General features: G+C 71.3%; 16 protein-coding genes. 4 read left to right on the top strand and 12 right to left on the bottom strand.

Annotated features, from left to right (window positions below):
* Positions 1-157: 157 nt before the first annotated feature.
* Together typA and FF100_RS18565 are read right to left on the bottom strand one after the other, a co-directional pair.
* Complete coding sequence (typA, locus tag FF100_RS18570; protein ID WP_139037169.1) at positions 158-1984, bottom strand: translational GTPase TypA; 1827 nt, start codon at positions 1982-1984, stop codon at positions 158-160.
* Between the two features lie 156 nt (positions 1985-2140).
* Positions 2141-3487, bottom strand: coding sequence for a TAXI family TRAP transporter solute-binding subunit (locus FF100_RS18565; RefSeq protein WP_139037168.1), 1347 nt, complete (start codon positions 3485-3487; stop codon positions 2141-2143).
* A 549-nt stretch (positions 3488-4036) separates the two neighbouring features.
* Here FF100_RS18565 and FF100_RS18560 point away from each other — a divergent pair.
* A complete protein-coding gene (locus FF100_RS18560; protein ID WP_139037167.1) occupies positions 4037-4381 on the top strand; it encodes a hypothetical protein in 345 nt (114 codons plus the stop codon).
* Between the two features lie 106 nt (positions 4382-4487).
* Here the strand turns inward: FF100_RS18560 and FF100_RS18555 are convergent, their stop codons facing one another.
* On the bottom strand, positions 4488-4682 hold the full coding sequence (locus FF100_RS18555) for a hypothetical protein (protein WP_139037166.1): 195 nt from the start codon (positions 4680-4682) through the stop codon (positions 4488-4490).
* 133 nt (positions 4683-4815) lie between these two features.
* Entirely contained in the window at positions 4816-5619 is an 804-nt protein-coding gene (locus FF100_RS18550) for a molybdate ABC transporter substrate-binding protein (protein ID WP_139037165.1), read from the bottom strand.
* Between the two features lie 189 nt (positions 5620-5808).
* Here FF100_RS18550 and tcuC point away from each other — a divergent pair, with 189 nt between their 5' ends.
* On the top strand, positions 5809-7128 hold the full coding sequence (tcuC, locus tag FF100_RS18545) for an MFS transporter (protein WP_139037164.1): 1320 nt from the start codon (positions 5809-5811) through the stop codon (positions 7126-7128).
* 63 nt (positions 7129-7191) lie between these two features.
* Here the strand turns inward: tcuC and FF100_RS18540 are convergent, their stop codons facing one another.
* The 3 genes from FF100_RS18540 to FF100_RS18530 all read right to left on the bottom strand — a co-directional run bounded on the left by FF100_RS18540 (position 7192) and on the right by FF100_RS18530 (position 10685).
* Complete coding sequence (locus tag FF100_RS18540; RefSeq protein WP_139037163.1) at positions 7192-7869, bottom strand: haloacid dehalogenase type II; 678 nt, start codon at positions 7867-7869, stop codon at positions 7192-7194.
* Between the two features lie 188 nt (positions 7870-8057).
* Positions 8058-9587 carry a murein biosynthesis integral membrane protein MurJ gene (gene murJ, locus FF100_RS18535; protein WP_139037162.1) on the bottom strand — a complete coding sequence of 510 codons (1530 nt, stop codon included), beginning with the start codon at positions 9585-9587 and terminating at the stop codon, positions 8058-8060.
* Positions 9588-9659: 72 nt separating this feature from the next.
* Positions 9660-10685 carry a glycosyltransferase family 2 protein gene (locus FF100_RS18530; protein ID WP_139037161.1) on the bottom strand — a complete coding sequence of 342 codons (1026 nt, stop codon included), beginning with the start codon at positions 10683-10685 and terminating at the stop codon, positions 9660-9662.
* Between the two features lie 102 nt (positions 10686-10787).
* Between FF100_RS18530 and FF100_RS18525 the strand changes: the two genes are divergently transcribed.
* Positions 10788-11648 (top strand): ChbG/HpnK family deacetylase, encoded by an 861-nt coding sequence (locus FF100_RS18525; protein WP_139037160.1) that lies wholly within the window; start codon positions 10788-10790, stop codon positions 11646-11648.
* A gap of 200 nt (positions 11649-11848) precedes the next feature.
* Here the strand turns inward: FF100_RS18525 and FF100_RS18520 are convergent, their stop codons facing one another.
* Positions 11849-12448: a superoxide dismutase gene (locus FF100_RS18520; RefSeq protein WP_048429540.1), complete on the bottom strand. Its 600-nt coding sequence runs from the start codon at positions 12446-12448 to the stop codon at positions 11849-11851.
* A 300-nt stretch (positions 12449-12748) separates the two neighbouring features.
* On the opposite strand from FF100_RS18520, the gene FF100_RS18515 reads away from it, so the two are divergent.
* The gene (locus FF100_RS18515) at positions 12749-13711 is read left to right on the top strand and encodes a hypothetical protein (protein ID WP_171070241.1); all 963 of its coding nucleotides are present in this window, start codon (positions 12749-12751) and stop codon (positions 13709-13711) included.
* A gap of 15 nt (positions 13712-13726) precedes the next feature.
* Here the strand turns inward: FF100_RS18515 and FF100_RS18510 are convergent, their stop codons facing one another.
* From FF100_RS18510 to metK, 4 genes are all read right to left on the bottom strand, one after another.
* A complete protein-coding gene (locus FF100_RS18510; protein WP_139037159.1) occupies positions 13727-15511 on the bottom strand; it encodes a sensor histidine kinase in 1785 nt (594 codons plus the stop codon).
* 196 nt (positions 15512-15707) lie between these two features.
* Entirely contained in the window at positions 15708-16091 is a 384-nt protein-coding gene (locus FF100_RS18505) for a hypothetical protein (RefSeq protein WP_139037158.1), read from the bottom strand.
* On the bottom strand, positions 16088-16789 hold the full coding sequence (gene trmB, locus FF100_RS18500; RefSeq protein WP_139037157.1) for a tRNA (guanine(46)-N(7))-methyltransferase TrmB: 702 nt from the start codon (positions 16787-16789) through the stop codon (positions 16088-16090). The genes FF100_RS18505 and trmB overlap by 4 nt, the downstream gene beginning before the upstream one ends.
* 55 nt (positions 16790-16844) lie before the next feature.
* Positions 16845-18023 carry a methionine adenosyltransferase gene (gene metK, locus FF100_RS18495; RefSeq protein WP_139037156.1) on the bottom strand — a complete coding sequence of 393 codons (1179 nt, stop codon included), beginning with the start codon at positions 18021-18023 and terminating at the stop codon, positions 16845-16847.
* Positions 18024-18046: the final 23 nt, after the last annotated feature.

Below are 18046 nucleotides of genomic sequence, written 5' to 3'. Positions count from 1 at the left end.
ACGGGTCTCCTGCGGCCGCGCCCGCGCCGCCCTCACGGCGGGGATACGGGAGGACGGACCGGGAATCCACTCGGGCCGCCCGCCGTCCACGACCGCCATAAAAAATCCCCCGCCCCGAAGGGGCGAGGGATGACACGTCAGACCGTCCTACGGCCGATCAGGCGCTCAGGGCTTCCTTGGCCCGCTCCGCCCGCTTGCGGTCGTTCGGGTCGAGCACGGCCTTGCGCAGGCGGATCGACTTCGGGGTCACCTCGACCAGCTCGTCGTCCTGGATCCAGGCGAGCGAGCGCTCGAGGGTCATGCGGATCGGCGGGGTCAGGCGGACCGCCTCGTCCTTCGAGGTGGTGCGGATGTTGGTGAGCTTCTTGCCCTTGAGCACGTTCACCTCGAGGTCGTTCTCGCGGTTGTGCTCGCCGATGATCATGCCCTGGTAGACCTTCCAGCCCGGCTCGATCATCATCGGGCCGCGATCCTCGAGGTTCCACAGCGCGTAGGCCACGGCCTCGCCCTGGTCGTTGGACATCAGCACGCCGTTGCGGCGGCCGGCGATCTCGCCCTTGTAGGGCTCGTAGGCCTTGAACAGCCGGTTCATGATCGCGGTGCCGCGGGTGTCGGTCATCAGCTCGCCCTGGTAGCCGATCAGGCCGCGGGTCGGAGCATGGAACACCAGGCGCAGGCGGTTGCCGCCCGACGGGCGCATCTCGATCATGTCGGCCTTGCGCTCCGACATCTTCTGGACGACGACGCCGGAATACTCCTCGTCGACGTCGATCACGACCTCCTCGACCGGCTCCATCGTCTCGCCGGCCTCGTCCTTCTCGAACACGACGCGGGGCCGCGACACCGCGATCTCGAAGCCCTCGCGGCGCATGGTCTCGATCAGGATGGCGAGCTGCAGCTCACCGCGGCCGGAGACGTAGAACGAGTCCTTGTCGGCGGCTTCCTCGATCTTGAGCGTGACGTTGCCCTCGGCCTCCTTGAACAGGCGGTCGCGGATCATGCGGCTCGTGACCTTGTCGCCCTCGGTGCCGGCGAGCGGGCTGTCGTTGACGATGAACGACATCGTCACGGTCGGCGGGTCGATCGGCTGGGCCTGGATCGGGGTCTCGACCTGCGGGTCGCAGAAGGTGTCGGCGACGGTGCCCTTCACCAGACCGGCGATCGACACGATGTCGCCCGCCTCGCCGACCTCGATCGGCTGGCGCTCCAGGCCGCGGAAGGCCAGGATCTTCGAGACGCGGCCGGTCTCCACGACCTTGCCCTCGCGGTCGAGGACCTTGATCTGCTGGTTCGGCTTCACCGTGCCGGAGGCGATGCGGCCGGTGATGATGCGGCCGAGGAACGGGTTGGCCTCGAGGAGCGTGCCGAGCATCCGGAACGGGCCGTCCTCGGTCTTGGCCTGGGGCACGTGCTCGAGCACGAGGTCGAACAGGGGGGCGAGGCCGTCGGACTGGTCGCCCTCCGGCGAGGTCGCCATCCAGCCGTTGCGGCCCGACCCGTACAGGATCGGGAAGTCGAGCTGCTCGTCGGTGGCGTCGAGCGCCGCGAACAGGTCGAACACCTCGTTCACCACCTCGGTGATGCGGGCGTCGGGCCGGTCGACCTTGTTGACCGCCACGATCGGGCGCAGGCCGATCTTGAGCGCCTTCGAGACCACGAACTTGGTCTGCGGCATCGGGCCCTCGGCGGCGTCGACGAGCACGATCACGCCGTCGACCATCGAGAGGATGCGCTCGACCTCGCCGCCGAAATCGGCGTGGCCGGGGGTGTCGACGATGTTGATGCGGGTGTCCTTCCAGACCACCGAGGTGGCCTTGGCCAGGATGGTGATGCCGCGCTCCTTCTCGAGGTCGTTCGAGTCCATCGCGCGCTCCTCGACCCGCTGGTTCTCGCGGAACGAGCCGGATTGCTGGAGCAGCTTGTCGACGAGGGTCGTCTTGCCGTGGTCGACGTGGGCGATGATGGCGATATTGCGCAGCTTCATGGGATATCCGAAGCAAACAAAGCCCGGCACGCCGCGGGCCGCCAGGATGGCAGCCGGACGCATCGAGCCGGGGGAAAACTGTTGCGTCGCAATATAAGGTGTGAGGCCGGTTCGCAAGAGGCCCCCTCGGCAAGCGGCCTCGCGTCCCGGACCGCGTCACTCCGCCGCGGCGGAGAGTGGATCCGGCTCGCGATCGAGGCCCTGGCGGTCGAGCAACGCCTGCCGCTCGACCAGGAGACCCCGGCGCTCCGCGATCGCCCGCCGCGCCTGGTCGAGGCCGAGGGTGAAGGCCGCGACGCCGGCATTGTCGATGGCCCCCGTCCCGGCCCGGGCGAGCGCCGCGGCCAGGATCTCGTCGGCCTGCCGCTCGAGATCGGCGAGCTCCAGCTCGTCCTCGACGTCGCGGCTCGCCCGCACGATGGCGAGCAGCTGGCGCAGCAGCGCCATGTCGCGGGCCCGCGACCGGTTAGCCGCGCGCGACACCAGGGTGGCGGCGGCCGAGCCGAGGATCGAGACGCACATCACCAGAAGGTAGAACCAGTCGCCGTAGCGCTCGAAGAAGCTCTCGACCTCGCCCTCGTAATAGGCCTGCGCCCCGGGATGCACCGGCAGCGACGCGCTCTTCGAGGTGTCGGGCGCCTCGATCTGGTTGGCGAGCGGCACCTCGACGGCGAGGCCGGGCCGGTTGACGAAGAGCAGCCGCGTCAGCTCCGAGACGGTCGAGTCGGGCAGGCGCGCCTGCGCGACCAGCCGGTGGCTGACCCCGACCGTGGTCACGGTCTCGGCCGGGCGCGGTGGGGTGCCGCCGAAGGTGCCGCGGGCGACCTCGAGGCTCTCCAGCGCCGGCCAGCGCCGCGCCAGCACCGCCGCCTCGCCGATCGGGATGAAGCTCGGGGTGCCGCCGGCCTTCGCGATGCTCGCCACCACGTCGCCGGCGGTGCGGCCGGTGAGCGGGCTCACCACCATCACGGCGTCGACCCGGCCCGCCCGCAGGGCCTCGCCGGCCTCGCGCCCGTCGCCGAGGGGCACGGTCGTGACGGCCTCGGCCGGGACGTCGTAATGCTCCAGGATGCTGGCGAGCAGCCGGGCGTTGCCGGCCGGGTTGCGCACGATCCCGATCCGCTTCCCCCGCAGGTCCGGTACCGCGGCAAGGGCGGGGTCGGTCGCCAGCAGCAGCACCGCGTCGCGGTGAAGGATCGCCACCGTCTGGGTGCTCGCCGGGATGCCGACATCGGAGCGTACCACCGCGAGGTCGGCCTTGGCCTGCTCGGCCGCCGCGGCGCTCTCGGCGACGCCGCTCGTCGCCACGGGGCGCAGGCGCACCTCCTCGTGGCTGCGGGCGAGGCTCTGCGCCACCGCCGCGACCAGGCGTGCATCCTCGCCCCCCGCTGGCCCGACGGCCACGCGCAGCGTCGTCGGCTGCCCGAGCCACTGATAGGCGAGCAGCGCCGTCGCCACGAGGGCGAGGAGGGCCGCGAGGACGAGGGGAAGGTGGCGCCGCATGACGGCGGCAGAGTGGGCGTGGACGCACGGTCCGGCAATCCGGCCGATTGGCGCGGGCGATCGCCGCCGGGGCCGCGGCAGGGCGCCATGCGCCGGCGAAGGGGCTTGGGCCGTGCGCGTGGATCCGGCACTGCGGATCGCGTGACGCGATCGCCTCGGAAAGGGAGATGTCCAGCACATCGGGCCGCGCAGGGGACGAGGCCCGGACGTGGGAACGAGCACGGTTCCGGCGCGCCGCCGGAGAATGCGGCTGGCGTCTGGCGCGATCTGCACAGATGTTCTGTTATATCTCAATCATTCTGCGGCGGACGGGGCGAATCGCGGTCCTTACATCGCAGAAACGGATTGGAAAAATTCATGACGATATCGCCGTGCGGCCGATCGAGCGCCGGACGCTTCCGAAATCTCTTGCTGCTTACGTAGTGTTTCCCCTAAATTGAGGGATCACAACTGCGGAACGACCCGGCTAGATTGCGAGCCAGGGAGAGCATGGTGCCGGGACCGGACGTCCCGCTCCTTGTCCGAGAGAGCTACGAGGGGGAGCATGCAGTGAGCGCGGGCAGTGCATTTCCGGTCCGGGAGACCATCACGAAAGCCGCCGCGGTGTCGTACCTTGCCGTGAGGTCGTACCATGTGCTGGCGCATGCGGGGACGATGATCGAGGCATCGATCCGGCTGGCCATCGCGATCGTGATCGAAACGCCGATTTTCGTCCTGGCGTGCGCGATCCTGATCAACGTCGTGCTCTTGAATTTCCTCGTGCCCACGATGAAGGCCGTCGCCCGGAAGGCGAGGCGTCGAGCGGAACTCCGTTCCCGGGCGGTCGGACCGCTTCCGCGCCGACCCGCCGTGACGGCTGCGAGCGGCCTCTGTCGCCGATCGGGCCGCCGCTGACCGGGGTTGCGTTCGGGATCCGTGATCCCGGACCATCGGCTCCGCACCAGCCTCCGCCGTGTCCCTGTGCGGCACGCCAACGCAAGTCTGCCCAACGCAAGTCTGCTTAGAGCGACATCCGCCATCCCAGCGCGACCACCGCGACGATCGCCGTGCCGAGCGCCGGCCCCAGGGCCGCGATCACCCGCGCTCCGGGATGGTAGCCGGGGGCTGCGAGGTAACGCTGATGCGCGTGATTCTCCTGCCGGAGCAGCGGCGCGTTCATGCGCGCCGCCGCTCCGGGCGTCCGACCCTGTTCCATGATGCCGTCCCCGCCCGCTTGTGCCACCCTCTCGGGCGGCGCGAGACCTGTTGTGTGGGACCCATCAGGCGCCGGACGGCGTGAAGAGGCGGTGAATCCGATCGTTCGGATTGTCCTCGTCGTGAATCGGGAGTTAGCGCGCCTTGATCGGATCGAGGCCGGTCTCGGCGACCGTCGCGGCGTGCTCGGGGGAGGAGAGCCAGGCGATGAGCGCGCGGGCCGCCTCCGGGTGCTTGGCGCCCTTCGGGATGCCGGCGGAGAACACCGTCACCTTCTGCACCTCCGGCGGGATCGGCCCGACGATGGTGATGCCCTTGACCGGCTTCAGCTCGGCGATCTGCTGGAAGCCGAACTCGGCGTCGCCGCGGGCGACGACGTTGCCGACGCGCTCGGCGACGATCATCTTGCTCTTTCGCGCCAGCTCCGCCTCGAGACCGAGCGTCTTGTACATCTCCTTCTCGATGTAGACGCCGCTGGCGCTGTCCGAATAGGCGATCGAGGTGGCGCCGAGCAGCGCCGTCTTGAAGGTGTCGAGGGTGCCGATCTCCGGCACCTTGGCCCCGGCCTTCACCGCCAGCGCGATGCGGGAATCGGCCAGGGCCACTTTGGTGCCCGGCTCGATCTTGCCCGCCGTGTCGAGGGCGTCGAGGGCGTAGCCGACCATGATCACCACGTCGGCCGGCTCGCCGCGGGCGAGGCGCACGGGGATCGCCTCCGGCGCCGTGCCCATCGACGGGCCGTAGGCGGTCTCAACCTTGTCGCCGGTCTTCGCCTCGAAGCCCGGCACCAGGGCCTGATAGGCGGCGGTGAAGCCGCCGGAGATCATCACCCGAACCTCGGCGGCCCGGGCCGGGGCGGCGAGAACGAGCCCCGCCAGCAGGCCGGCGGCGATCCGGGTGAGGCGGCGGCGACCGCCATCGGCGCGCGATGTCGTCATGGGACCTGGCTTGATCATGCTTCCTCCCGGAGAGACTGTCGGGGTGCTCCTTCTCGGCACCTCCCTGTTGGTAAATCGACTCCCTGGCAACCTCCACTGATTCCGGCGGGATGAAATTTCTGTATCAAACGTGTCGGGGATGGCTGTAGAGAGAGCCCAGTCGAGGGAGCCCAAGGCAGGGGAATGAGCATGGCAGGTCCGGTCCATGGTCCGCAGGGGTCGAAGGTCGCCACGGTGTTGCGCGTCACGAGCGGCAACTTCCTGGAAATGTTCGACTTCTTCCTGTTCGGCATCTACGCGAGCCACATCTCGAAGGCCTTCTTCCCGGCCGAGAACGAGTTCGCCTCGCTGATGTTCACGTTCATGGCGTTCGGCGCCGGCTTCCTGATGCGTCCCCTCGGGGCGATCTTCCTCGGCGCCTATGTCGACCGGATCGGCCGGCGCCAGGGCCTCATCGTGACCCTCGGCATCATGGCCGCCGGCACGGTGCTGATCGCCTTCGTGCCGTCCTACCAGACCATCGGCCTCGCGGCGCCGTTCCTGGTGCTGATCGGCCGCCTGCTCCAGGGTTTCTCGGCCGGCGTCGAGCTCGGCGGCGTGTCGGTCTACCTCGCCGAGATGGCGACGCCCGGCCGCAAGGGCTTCTACGTCTCCTGGCAGTCCGGCAGCCAGCAGGTCGCCGTGATGGTGGCGGCGCTGATCGGCTTCGGCTTGAGCCGCGCCCTGATGCCGGCCCAGATGTCCGAGTGGGGCTGGCGCATCCCGTTCTTCATCGGCTGCCTGATCGTCCCGTTCCTGTTCTACATCCGGCGCTCGCTGGAGGAGACCCAGGAATTCCTGCACCGCAAGCACCGCCCGTCGCTGCCCGAGGTGTTCAAGTCGCTCGGCGAGAACTGGAAGATCGTGCTCCTCGGCATGCTCTTGGTGGTGATGACCACGGTGTCGTTCTACACCATCACGGTCTATACCCCGACCTTCGGCAAGAGCGTGCTGAAGCTGTCCGAGACCGACAGCCTGATCGTCACCTTCCTCACCGCCCTGTCGAACCTGTTCTGGCTGCCGGTGATGGGCGCGCTCTCGGACAAGATCGGCCGCAAGCCGATCCTGCTGGCCTTCTCGGCGCTCACCCTGCTCACCGCCTATCCGGCGCTGGCCTGGCTCACCTCCAACATCTCGTTCACCAACATGCTGATCACGCTGCTGTGGCTGTCCTTCCTGTACGGCAGCTACAACGGCGCGATGGTGGTGGCGCTGACCGAGATCGTCCCGGCCAACGTCCGCACCACCGGCTTCTCGCTCGCCTACTCGCTCGCCACCGCGTTGTTTGGCGGCTTCACCCCGGTCGTCTCGACCTGGCTGATCGAGGCGCTCGGCAACAAGGCGGCGCCGGGCCTGTGGATGGCGTTTGCCGGCGCCTGCGGCCTCGTCGCGACCCTGCTGATCTACCGTCGCGGCGCGGCGGCGACGGCCGGGGTTCCCGGCAGCGCCCGCCCCGTGGCGGGCGAGTAAGGGGCTCGGGCCTTTAGGCCAGGTGCCTCACAGGCCAGCTGCCTTTCAGGGGCCAGGAGCCTTTCAGGCCAGGAGCCCGTCGAGGGAGCGGATCACCCGGACCGGGGCGAGGTCCGGGTACTCGTCGGGCTGGCCCGTCCGGTTGACCCAGACCGGGGTGAAGCCATAGGCCGCCGCCCCGGCGATGTCCCAGCGGTTCGAGGACAGGAACACGATCCGCTCCCGCGCGACGCCGAGGCGCGCCGGCGCCAGGTCGTAGGCGGCGGGCGCGGTCTTGAAGGTGCCGGCGGGATCGACCGACAGCACCGCGTCGAGAAGGCCGCCGAGATCCGCCGCCGTCACCGCCGCGTCGAGCATCGCGGTGTCGCCGTTCGACAGGATCGCGGTCTTGAGGCCGGCGCCGCGCAGGTGCCGCAGCGTGGCAGGCACCTCCTCATAGGCGTCGAGGGCCTTGTAGGCCTCGAGCAGGTCCGCCCGCACGCCCGGGTCGACCTTCGGATGCTTGGCGAGGGCGAAATCGAGGGCGCGCTCGGTCAGCGTCCAGAACGGCGCGTAGCGGCCGGCGAGCGCCAGCACCCAGGAATATTCGAGCTGCTTCTGCCGCCAGGTGTCGGAGAGGCCTTGAGCCTCCGGGCCGACCGCGCCGGCATGGCGCTGCACGGCGGAATGGACGTCCAGCAAGGTGCCGTAGGCATCGAAGACGACGGCGTCGGCGCGGTCGAGCGGGGCGGGGAGGGGCATGCGGGGCCTCGTGCGTCGTGGGCGGATCGGACCCGTTAACGCATGAGGGGCGCCCCGGCTTCAGAATCGGACCCTGTTCGGACTTGCCTGGGCAGACCTGCCGTTCCCTGCGTGATCCCGGGGCTCCGCTGCCGTGGCCCCAGGACGACCCGGAGGGTGTCAGGATTGTCGAGGGACCCGGACTGGCGTCACACCCGCCGCAGCCGCACCCCGAACAGCCGCAACGCCACCAAGAGCGTCGCCGCATAGGCGACGAGCCCGGCCACCCCCAGCGCCGTCAGCACCGCGAGCTCGCGGAACCGTGGCAGGGACGGCATCAGGCGCTCGATCAGCGGCAGGCCGCCGAGCGTGCAGGCGGCGAGCACGCAGCAGGCGGCGAGCACCCCGCCGGCGGTGACGATCAGGGTGCGGCTCGGCGCGGTCCAGCCGCGGCCATAGGCGAGGCAGAACAGGATCAGCACGTTGACCCAGACCCCGGCGGCGGTGGCGAGCGCGAGACCCATCACCCCGAGCGGGCCGGTGAGCACGACCTTGAGCCCGACATTGACCGCGACCGCGGTGAGCGAGGCGACCACCGGCGTGCGGGTGTCGTGGCGGGCGTAGAAGCTTGCCACGATGCTGCGGATCAGCACCGCCGCCGGCAGCGCCAGGCCGTAGGCCGCCAGCACCGCGCCGGAGCGCGCCGCCGCCTCGGCGTCGAAGGCGCCGCGCTGGAACAGGGCCGTCATGATCAGGTCCGGCACCAGCAGGAAGGCGACCGCGAACGGCGCCGACAGGGCGAGCGAGAAGCCGGTGGCGCGGTTCTGCGCCGCGTGGGCCCCGTCGGCGTCGTTCGCGGCGATGCGCCGGCTCATCTCCGGCAGCAGGACGGTGCCGGCGGCGATGCCGATGACCCCGAAGGGCAGCTGGTAGAGCCGGTCGGCGTAGTAGAGCGCCGAGACCGCGCCGGTCGGCAGGAACGACGCGATGATCGTGTCGGCGAACATCGCGATCTGCACGCCGGCCGAGCCGATCACCGCCGGCCCGAGCATCCGGAAGAACCGGCGCATGCCGGCATCGTTCAGGGTCGGGCGCACCAGCGATGGCGCGAGGCCGGCCCGGCGGGCATCGGCCCAGACCAGGAGGAATTGCAGCACGCCGGAGACCGCGACGCCCCAGGCGGCGGCGTATCCGGCATTCGGGAACAGGAACGCCAGGGCGAGCGCGGCCAGCAGCGAGACGTTGAGGAGGACGGGGGCGGCGGCGGCGGCCGCGAAGCGCCGCCGGGCGTTGAGGATGCCCGACAGCAGCGTCACCTGGGTGATGAACAGCAGGTACGGGAAGGTGATGCGGGTCAGGGCCACGGCGAGCGCGAATTTCTCCGGCTCGTCGGCGAAGCCGGGGGCGAGCGCCCGCACGATCAGCGGCATCAGCGGCAGGGCCACTGCCAGCAGCGCCACCTGCACCAGCAGCATCAGGGTGAAGACCCGGTCGGCGAAGGCCCGGGCCGCACCGGCCTCGCCGCCGCCGTCGAGGGAGGCGTAGGTCGGCACGAAGGCGACGTTGAACGCGCCCTCGCCGAAGATGGCGCGGAAGTGGTTCGGCAGCCGGAAGGCCACCACGAAGGCGTCGGCGATCGGGCCGGCGCCCATCACGGCGGCCATGACCACGTCGCGCAGGAAGCCGGTGGCGCGGGAGACCAGCGTCCAGCCGCCGACCGAGAGGATGCTGCGAATCATGGCGCCGTCGATAGCACAGGCGTGAGGCCGTGAGCGGGATGCACAAGCCTCACGCGGCGCCGAATCGCGCCGTCACGCGGCGCCGGAATAGCGCGCACGCCGCTCGCTGCGCCGGTCGTCCCGCACCAGGCGGTCGTGGCCCGCCGCCGCCGGGCCGATCCGCTCGGCGACGACGTAGAGCGGCCGGCGCTTCACCTCGGCGAAGATGCGGCCGATATACTCGCCGATGATGCCGAGCGACATCAGCTGCACGCCGGAGAAGAACATCACCGAGACGATCAGCGAGGCGTAGCCCGGCACGTCGGGGCCGCGCAAAAGCGTGTCGGCGATGAAGTAGAGCGCGGTCAGGAAGGCGATGCCGGCGATGGCGCCGCCGAGATAGGTCCAGACCCGCAGCGGCACGGTCGAGAACGAGGTGATGCCGTCGAAGGCGAAGCGGAACAGCTTGCGGAAGCTCCATTTCGAGCTGCCGTGCTGGCGCTCCTCGACCTGGTAGGGCACGCCGACCGAGCGGAAGCCGATCCAGGAATACAGGCCCTTCGAGAACCGGGCGCGCTCGGGCAGCGAGCGCAGGACCTCGACGCCCTTGCGGTCGATCAGGCGGAAATCGCCGGCCCCCTCGGGCAGCGGCATCTCGCCGAAGCGGGCGAACAGGCGGTAGAACAGCCGGGCGAAGCCGCGCCGCATCGCGCTCTCGTCGTCGCGGTCGGTGCGCTGGGCGTAGACCATCACGTTGCCCTCGCGCCAGCGCTCCCAGAAGGTCGCGATCAGCTCGGGCGGGTGCTGCAGGTCGGCATCCATGAGGACGACGGCGCGGCCCTCGGCATGGTCGAGCCCGGCCGCGATGGCGATCTCCTTGCCGAAGTTGCGGCTGAACGAGACCGCGCCGATGCGGGGCTCGGCGGCGTGCTGGGCGGCCACCACCGCGGCGGTGTCGTCGTGGCTGCCGTCGTCGACGAACACCACCTCCCAGGCCGGGGTCAGGCGCTCCAGCACCGGGATCAGCCGCGCCAGCAGCGGGGCGACGTTGGCGCTCTCGTTGAAGACCGGTATGACGACGCTCAGGTCGACCGGTTCGGGGTGTCTGAACAGCTCCACGGCGCTGTCCCTCGTTTTCGGTGTCTGGCGCCGGCGGGGAGCCGGCGGGGGCGGTCGTCGAGGCCGGTGCGCTCACCGGCGGCTCTAAGCGCGAGATACGCGATGCTTCCTGAACGGCGCCCGGTCGTGCTCTGCGCCGACGATTACGGCCTGAGCCCGGGCGTCAGCCGGGGCATCCTCGACCTGGCGCACAGGCAGCGCATATCAGCCACCGGGTCGATGACCAACATCCCGGCCTTCACGGCGGCGGCGCCGGCCCTGCGGGAACTCCGCGGCACGGTGGGCCTGGGCCTCCACCTCACCCTGACGACGGGCGAAGCCCTCGGCCCCCTGCCGCGCCTCGCGCCGGACGGGCGCCTGCCGCCCCTCGGACGGCTCCTGTCGCTCAGCCTGACGGGGCGCCTGTCCGCCGCGGAGATCCGTCCCGAGATCGAGCGCCAGCTCGACGCCTTCGCGGCGGCGATGGGCCGGCTGCCAGATTTCGTCGACGGGCACCAGCACGTCCATGTCCTGCCCGGGGTGCGGGGGGCGCTGCTCGCGGCGCTCTCGGCCCGGGGCTGGCGGGGCTGGCTGCGCGATCCGGGCGACCGCCTGCGCGCGATCCGGGCCCGACCGCAGGGGCGCAAGGCGGCCGTCGTGGCGGGTCTGGGGCTCGGCTTCCGGCGGGCGGCCGAGCGGGCGGGCTTCTCCACCAACCGGGGTTTCTCCGGCTTCTCGGATTTCGCGGACGGGGAGGGGTTTGCGGACGCCTTCGAGCGGAGCCTCCAGGCGCTGGGGCCGGCGCCCCTGGTGATGTGCCATCCGGGCGAGATCGATGAGGCGTTGCGCGCCCTCGACCCGGTGGTCGCGAGCCGGCCGCTGGAACGCGCCTATCTCGGATCGGACCGCTTCGCGGCGTTCTTGGAGCGGGAGGGGATCCGGCTCGTGCCGAGGCCCCTTGCACCGCGGGAGCAGTCTGCCTGATCGGGGCGACAAGGACATGCGCCCGCGCTCCGACCTCACGGGGTCGTTCCGGGCTCCGCTGCGCGGCCCCGGAATGAGCAAGAGCGTGGCGGATCCTCCGGCCGCGTCACGCATGCGCGCCAAGAACCGGGCCATTCAACGAGAAAACCCCCTCGCCCGGGCGGGGAGGGGGCTCTCGATGGGCCGCTATCCGGCGCCGATCAGGCGATCGCCTCGCCGTACATCTTCTCGACGTGCTCCCAGTTCACCAGGTTCTCGATGAACGCCTTGAGGTAGTCGGGACGACGGTTGCGGTAGTCGATGTAGTAGGAGTGCTCCCACACGTCGACGCCGAGGATCGGCTTGGCGCCGTGGACCAGCGGGTTCTCGCCGTTCGGGGTCTTCATGATCTCGAGCTTGCCGTTCTTGACGGCGAGCCAGGCCCAGCCGGAGCCGAACTGCGATACGCCGGCCTGGATGAAATCGGCCTTGAACTTGTCGGTGCCGCCGAGGTCCTCGGCGATCTTCTTTTCGAGCGCCCCCGGGATCGCGCCGCCGCCGTTCGGCTTCATCCACTGCCAGAAGTGGATGTGGTTGTAGTGCTGGCCGGCGTTGTTGAACAGCGGCTGGTTCTGGCCGTAGGAGGCCTTCACCACCTCCTCGACGCTCTTGCCGGCGAGTTCGGAACCCTCGAGGAGCTTGTTGCCGGTGTCGACATACGCCTTGTGGTGCTTGTCGTGGTGGAACTCCAGGGTCTCCTTCGACATGTAGGGCTGCAGCGCGTCGTAGGCGTAGGGGAGTTCGGGCAGCGTGAAGGCCATGGCGTGTCTCCGGATCGCATGGGTTCGACGCGGCAGTTCCTGACGGGCACCGCCGCGGCACCCGCGTCTACCTAAGTCGGCCCCGGGCCGGCGGCAACGCCGCCGACCCTTCCGGATGCCTGGATCCCGGACTTTGGTCGCCGGTCGAGCGCGGCGATTTTGCAAAAGCGGCCGGCCTCGTTAAGTCTGGGCCGTCACGGGCGGGCGGGGCGGCGGCCCCGGACCGCCCGTTCGGCTGTCCCAGCCGTGCCCGAACCGTCCGCCACGCGGTGCAATTCCGGCCGCAAGCCCGAGAGTCCGATGATCGTTGCGTTGTTCGTGCTCGCCCTCCTGATGCTGATCGGCGGTCTCGCCGCGATGGTGCAGGGCATTCCGTTCGTGCGGCTCGAGGTCGGCTGGACCATGGTGATCGCCGGCACCGTCGGGGCGAGCGCCGGCGCCGTGCTGCTCGGGATCACCGCCGTGGTGGCGCGGCTCGGGCGCATCGAGCGCGCCCTGGCCGGACGGGGCGCCGACCATCCTGTCCCCGCGCGCCCGATCCCCGAGCATCCCATCCCCGAGCGCGCCGCGCCGGTCCCGGCTTTCACGGCGCCTGCGGCATCGGAGACCGGCGCCGCGCCGATCCGGGCCTTGCGCGGCGAGCCGGCCCTGCCGCCGGTTCTGCCGCCGATCCCGTTCCCGGCCGTGACCCCGCCCGCGCCCGAGCCGCGCCCGGCCGAGCCGACGGGCCACGACGGCGGGGCGGCGCTGGCGGCCGGCGCCGGTCTGGCGGTCGGCCTCGCGGCGAGCGAGCTGCGCCTGACCCGGGCCGAGGACACCGACCCGCCGGCGGAGCCGCCGGAACCGACGCATGGTGCGATGACGCCCCGAGAGCTCGCGCATCCAGAGCTTGCGCCGCACGACCTTGCGCATCGCGAGCCCTATCCTCCCGTGGAGGAGCCCCGGTTCGAGATGGGCGCGTCGCATGACGAGCCGGCGTCCCCGCCGCCGCACGTCCTCCAGGCCGCGGAGCCGCCCCCGCCGCCCCCGCCGCCGGCGGACCCCGCTCCCCCGCCCCCTCCGGCGGAGGAGGAGTTCCTCCCCGACGAGCCGCCGGGCAAGACGGTGATTGGCACCTACGATTCCGGCGGCAACACCTACACGATGTATGCCGACGGCACGATCGACGCCGAGACGCCGGCCGGGCGCTTCCACTTCGCGTCGATCGAGGAGCTGAAGGCGTTCCGCAGCGCCGGCGGCGAGGGGGCGGCCCGCTCCGCCTGACGGGTCAGCCGCCGCTCACAGCGTCGCCAGTGGGTTGAGCGCGGCGTTGCGGGCCGGCAGCGGCGCCAGCATGGTGAGCGTCAGGCCGTCGGGGGCGTAGTCGGTGGCGACCTCGGCCTGGACCTGGGTCGTCAGCACCCGTTGCAGCAGGCGCGAGCCGAAGCCCTGGCGGGTCGGCGGCGCCACCGGGGGACCGCCGGATTCCTGCCAATGGAAGCGCAGGCGCGGCCGGTCCGCCTCTGTCTCGACCCGTGTCTCGACGCTCCAGCGGATCCGCACCCGGCCGCTGCGGTTCGACAGCGCGCCGTACTTGGCGGCGTTGGTGGTCAGCTCGTGGATCGCCATCCCGATCGGTACCGCGATCTCGGAGGGCAGGTCGACCGCCGGCCCGTCGAGCTCGATCCGCCCGCCGCTCCCGGCTTGCATCGTGCCGTCGGCATAGGGGCGCAGCTCGTTCTCCAGCAGGCTGCGCAGGGAGGCGGTCTGCCACACGTCCTCGGTCAGCACCGAATGGGTGTGGGCGAGCGACATGATGCGGCCGACGAAGGCCTCGTAGAAGCTCTCGATGCTCGACGCGGTCCTGGCCGTCGAGCCGACGATGGCCTGCACCGTCGCCAGCGTGTTCTTCACCCGGTGATGCAGCTCGCGGATCAGCAGCGATTGGCGCTCCTCGGCGAGCCGCCGGTCGGTGATGTCGGCGACGACGCCGATCAGCCGCCGCGGCAGGCCCGCCGCCCCGTCGCGCTCGAAGCGCCCGGCCATCTCGATCGTGCGCCAGTCCTGCGCCGCCATCCCGTCGCCGGCGCGGCGGATGCGTGCCGTCGCGTGCAGCACCCCGTCGCTGTGGAGCGCCGCGGCCACGGCCGCCCGGAACCCCGCCTTGTCCTCCGGGTGGACCACGCGGCGGAAGAACTCGCGCATGCTGATGGTGCCGTCCTGCGGCCGCCGGTCGAAGATCTCCCACATGCGCTCGTTCTCCCAGAGCGACTGGTCGTCGAGCACGTGCCACTCGAAGATGCCGAGGGCCGCCACCGTGGTCGCCACCCGCAGGCGTTGCTCGCGGTCGTGCAGGGCGCGGCGGGATTCCTCGCGGGCGGTGACGTCCTGGAGCACGCCGATCATGCCGGTGAGCGTCCCGTCGGGGGCGCGCAACGCCTGGCCCCGGGCGGAGATCCAGGCCTCCTGGCCGTCCGAGGACCGGCGGAACCGCATCTCGACGGCGTAGGGGAGACCCTTGGCGACGGCGTCCTGCACGGTCGCCCGCAACCGCTCGAGGTCGTCGCGCCCGACCGCGTCCCGGAGATCGGCCCAGGCCGGGGTCGCGCCGGCCGGATGGCCCAGGATCGCGGCGGCCCGGTCGGACAGGGCCACGCGGCCGTCGGCCGGGTTCCAGCTCCATTCGCCGAGGCCGGCCGAGGCGAGGGCGAGGTGGGTATGCTCCGCCCGGGCGGCCGCGGCCCCGTCAACCTCCGGCTCGACCGCGACGACCCGCAGGCCGTCCCGCTCCGGCCCGGTCCGGAGCCGCACCCGGAGCGGCGACCCGTCGGCCCGACGCCAGTACGCCTCGCCCGCGAGGTCCGGGCCGCTCTCGCGTCCGTGCGGATGGTCGAGATCGGCGAGGGGGCGCCCGACCAGCGCCTCGGGCGCGAGGCCCAGGAGGGCGCCGAGCGCCGGGTTGGCGGCGGCGATGCGCCGGTCCGCCCCGGTCAGGCAAGCGAGGGCGACCGGCGCGCCCTCGAAGGCGAAGCGGGAGAGGGGATCGTCCGGCAGGTCGGGGGCGGCGTCGGGCCTCTGGTCCAAATGCGGCTCAATCCTGGTGATCGGCGGGCGGATCGGCGGAAGGCGCGAGTCCTGTCTCCCACCGACGGGCGCCGCCCGGCTTGGCTGCTCTGCCGGGGAAAAACCATGCCCTTCCGCGCGTTCGGCGGCAAGGTCGCGATGATAAGGTCGCCTGCCGGGGCTCGGGACGCGGTGCGCGGGGACACGCCCCGGGCCGTCAGCGGACCGGCATCTGGCGGATCGCCGCGATCAGGATGGCGCCGCGCTCGATCGTCATCCGCTGCGCGAGGAGCTTCCTCTCCGCGCGGACGGCCGCGAGCTCGTCGCGCGTCTCGACCTGGAAGGCGGCGATCTCCGACCGGAGCCCCGCGAACTCCGCCTTGATCGAGCCTGCGCGGCTCCGCGGATCGGCAGGCCGCCCTGGGCCGACGCCGCGAACACCTCGGACCGTCCCCTCCGCCTGCTCTGCGGCGAGGCGCGCCCGCTCCCTCGGGGTGCGGGCGCGTTCCGGGGTGTCGAAGACGAGGGTGGTGATGGGCCCGAGTCGAGCACGGGCCCGGATGACGCGACAGGAGCCGGCGTCCCGACCCCCTGCGCTCACACCCGCCGGAAGGTCAGGTAGGTGGGCCGTCGCCCCTCCGCCGTGGTCTTGGCCTCGTAGCGCGTGCCGGGCCATTCCGGCCAGGGCGTGGTCCAGTCGGCGGCGCGGGCTGCCGTCCAGCGCAGGGCGGGGCAGCGGGCGGCGCGGACCAGGGTCCAGCCGACGTAATCGTCGATGTCGGAGGCGAAGCGGAACTCGCCGCCGGGCTGAAGCACCCGGGCGATCTCGCTCAACGAGTCGTCCGAGACGAAGCGGCGCTTGCGCTGCCGGCGCTTCGGCCACGGATCGGGGTAGAGCAGGAACACGCGGCCGATGCTGGCATCGGGCAGGCGCGGCAGCAGCTCCATCGCGTCGCGGTCCCAGAACCGGACGGTGTCGATCTCCTCGTCGTCGACGGTGCGCAGCAGCTTGACCACGCCGTTGACGAAGGGCTCGCAGCCGATGATCCCGGTCTCGGGGTTGAGCCGGGCCTGGGCCGCCAGGTGCTCGCCGCCGCCGAAGCCGATCTCGAGCCAGGTCGCGGCGACCGGGCGGGGAAACAGGGCGGCAGGGTCGAGGCGGCCGGTCTCGGGCAGGCGCAGGCGCGGCAGCAGGTCGGCGAGCCGCTCCTCCTGGCCGGGGCGCAGGCGCTTGCCCTTGCGCCGGCCGTAAAAGGCGCGGGCCCGCTCAGGGCTCGCGTCGGTGTCGTGGTCGTCCATGGTGTCCCAGTGCCGAAGGGGCGTGGAGACGCCCCGTTAGCACCGGGGCGCCGGATCAGGCCAGGGCGCTCTTGAGCTGGCCGACGAGGTCGGTGCGCTCCCACGAGAAGCCGCCATCGGCATCCGGCTCGCGGCCGAAATGGCCGTAGGCCGAGGTGCGGGCGTAGATCGGCTTGTTGAGGCCGAGATGGGTGCGGATGCCGCGGGGCGACAGGTCGACGAGCTGGCCCAGGACCGCCTCGAGCTTCGCCTCGTCGACCTCGCCGGTGCCGTGCAGGTCGACGTAGATCGACAGCGGCTTGGCGACGCCGATGGCATAGGCGAGCTGGATCGTGGCCTTGCGGGCGAGGCCTGCGGCGACGACGTTCTTGGCGAGGTAGCGGGCCGCGTAGGCCGCCGAGCGGTCGACCTTGGTCGGGTCCTTGCCCGAGAAGGCGCCGCCGCCGTGGGGCGCCGCGCCGCCGTAGGTATCGACGATGATCTTGCGGCCGGTGAGGCCGCAATCGCCGTCGGGGCCGCCGATCACGAACTTGCCGGTCGGGTTGACGTGCCACACCGTCTCGTCGGTCACCCAGCTCTCGGGCAGGGCGGCCCGGATGTAGGGCTCGACGATCTCGCGCACGGCCGCCGAGTCGAGCGACTCGTCGAGGTGCTGGGTCGAGAGCACGATCTGGGTCGCCGCCACCGGCCGGCCGTCGGCGTAGCGGACGGTGACCTGGCTCTTGGCGTCCGGCCCGAGCTTGGCCGCCGCGCCCTGCTTGCCCTTGCGGGCATCGGCCAGATCCTTGAGGATCTTGTGGGCGTAGTAGATCGGCGCCGGCATCAGGGCGGGCGTCTCGTCGGACGCGTAGCCGAACATGATGCCCTGGTCGCCCGCGCCCTCGTCCTTGTTGCCCGCGGCGTCGACGCCGACGGCGATGTCGGCCGACTGGGCGTGCAGGTGGATGGCGACGTCGTTGTTCTTCCAGTGGAAGCCGCTCTGCTCGTAGCCGATGTCCTTGACGGCTTCGCGGGTCAGTTCCTCCAGATCCTTGAAGGTGACCGAGTCGGGGCCGCGCACCTCGCCGGCGATGACGATGCGGTTGGTGGTCGCCAGGGTCTCGACGCCGAGACGGGCTTCCGGCATCACCGCCAGGTAGGCATCGACCACGGTGTCGGAGATCCGGTCGCAGACCTTGTCCGGATGGCCCTCGGAGACCGACTCGCTGGTGAACAGGTAGTTTGAACGCGGCATGATTCGCGAAGCCCCCAGGGTCA

The organism is Methylobacterium terricola, assembly GCF_006151805.1.
GTDB classification, from domain to species: domain Bacteria; phylum Pseudomonadota; class Alphaproteobacteria; order Rhizobiales; family Beijerinckiaceae; genus Methylobacterium; species Methylobacterium terricola.
This window is presented reverse-complemented; position numbering and strand designations above follow the sequence as displayed.

Coding starts and splice junctions, on each gene's coding strand:
- FF100_RS18550 (WP_139037165.1), bottom strand. CDS start 5,619: ATGACGACATCGCGCGCCGATGGCGGTCGCCGCCGCCTCACCCGGATC.
- trmB (WP_139037157.1), bottom strand. CDS start 16,789: ATGGACGACCACGACACCGACGCGAGCCCTGAGCGGGCCCGCGCCTTT.
- FF100_RS18515 (WP_171070241.1), top strand. CDS start 12,749: ATGATCGTTGCGTTGTTCGTGCTCGCCCTCCTGATGCTGATCGGCGGT.
- FF100_RS18555 (WP_139037166.1), bottom strand. CDS start 4,682: ATGGAACAGGGTCGGACGCCCGGAGCGGCGGCGCGCATGAACGCGCCG.
- metK (WP_139037156.1), bottom strand. CDS start 18,023: ATGCCGCGTTCAAACTACCTGTTCACCAGCGAGTCGGTCTCCGAGGGC.
- FF100_RS18525 (WP_139037160.1), top strand. CDS start 10,788: ATGCTTCCTGAACGGCGCCCGGTCGTGCTCTGCGCCGACGATTACGGC.
- murJ (WP_139037162.1), bottom strand. CDS start 9,587: ATGATTCGCAGCATCCTCTCGGTCGGCGGCTGGACGCTGGTCTCCCGC.
- FF100_RS18565 (WP_139037168.1), bottom strand. CDS start 3,487: ATGCGGCGCCACCTTCCCCTCGTCCTCGCGGCCCTCCTCGCCCTCGTG.
- typA (WP_139037169.1), bottom strand. CDS start 1,984: ATGAAGCTGCGCAATATCGCCATCATCGCCCACGTCGACCACGGCAAG.
- FF100_RS18520 (WP_048429540.1), bottom strand. CDS start 12,448: ATGGCCTTCACGCTGCCCGAACTCCCCTACGCCTACGACGCGCTGCAG.
- FF100_RS18540 (WP_139037163.1), bottom strand. CDS start 7,869: ATGCCCCTCCCCGCCCCGCTCGACCGCGCCGACGCCGTCGTCTTCGAT.
- tcuC (WP_139037164.1), top strand. CDS start 5,809: ATGGCAGGTCCGGTCCATGGTCCGCAGGGGTCGAAGGTCGCCACGGTG.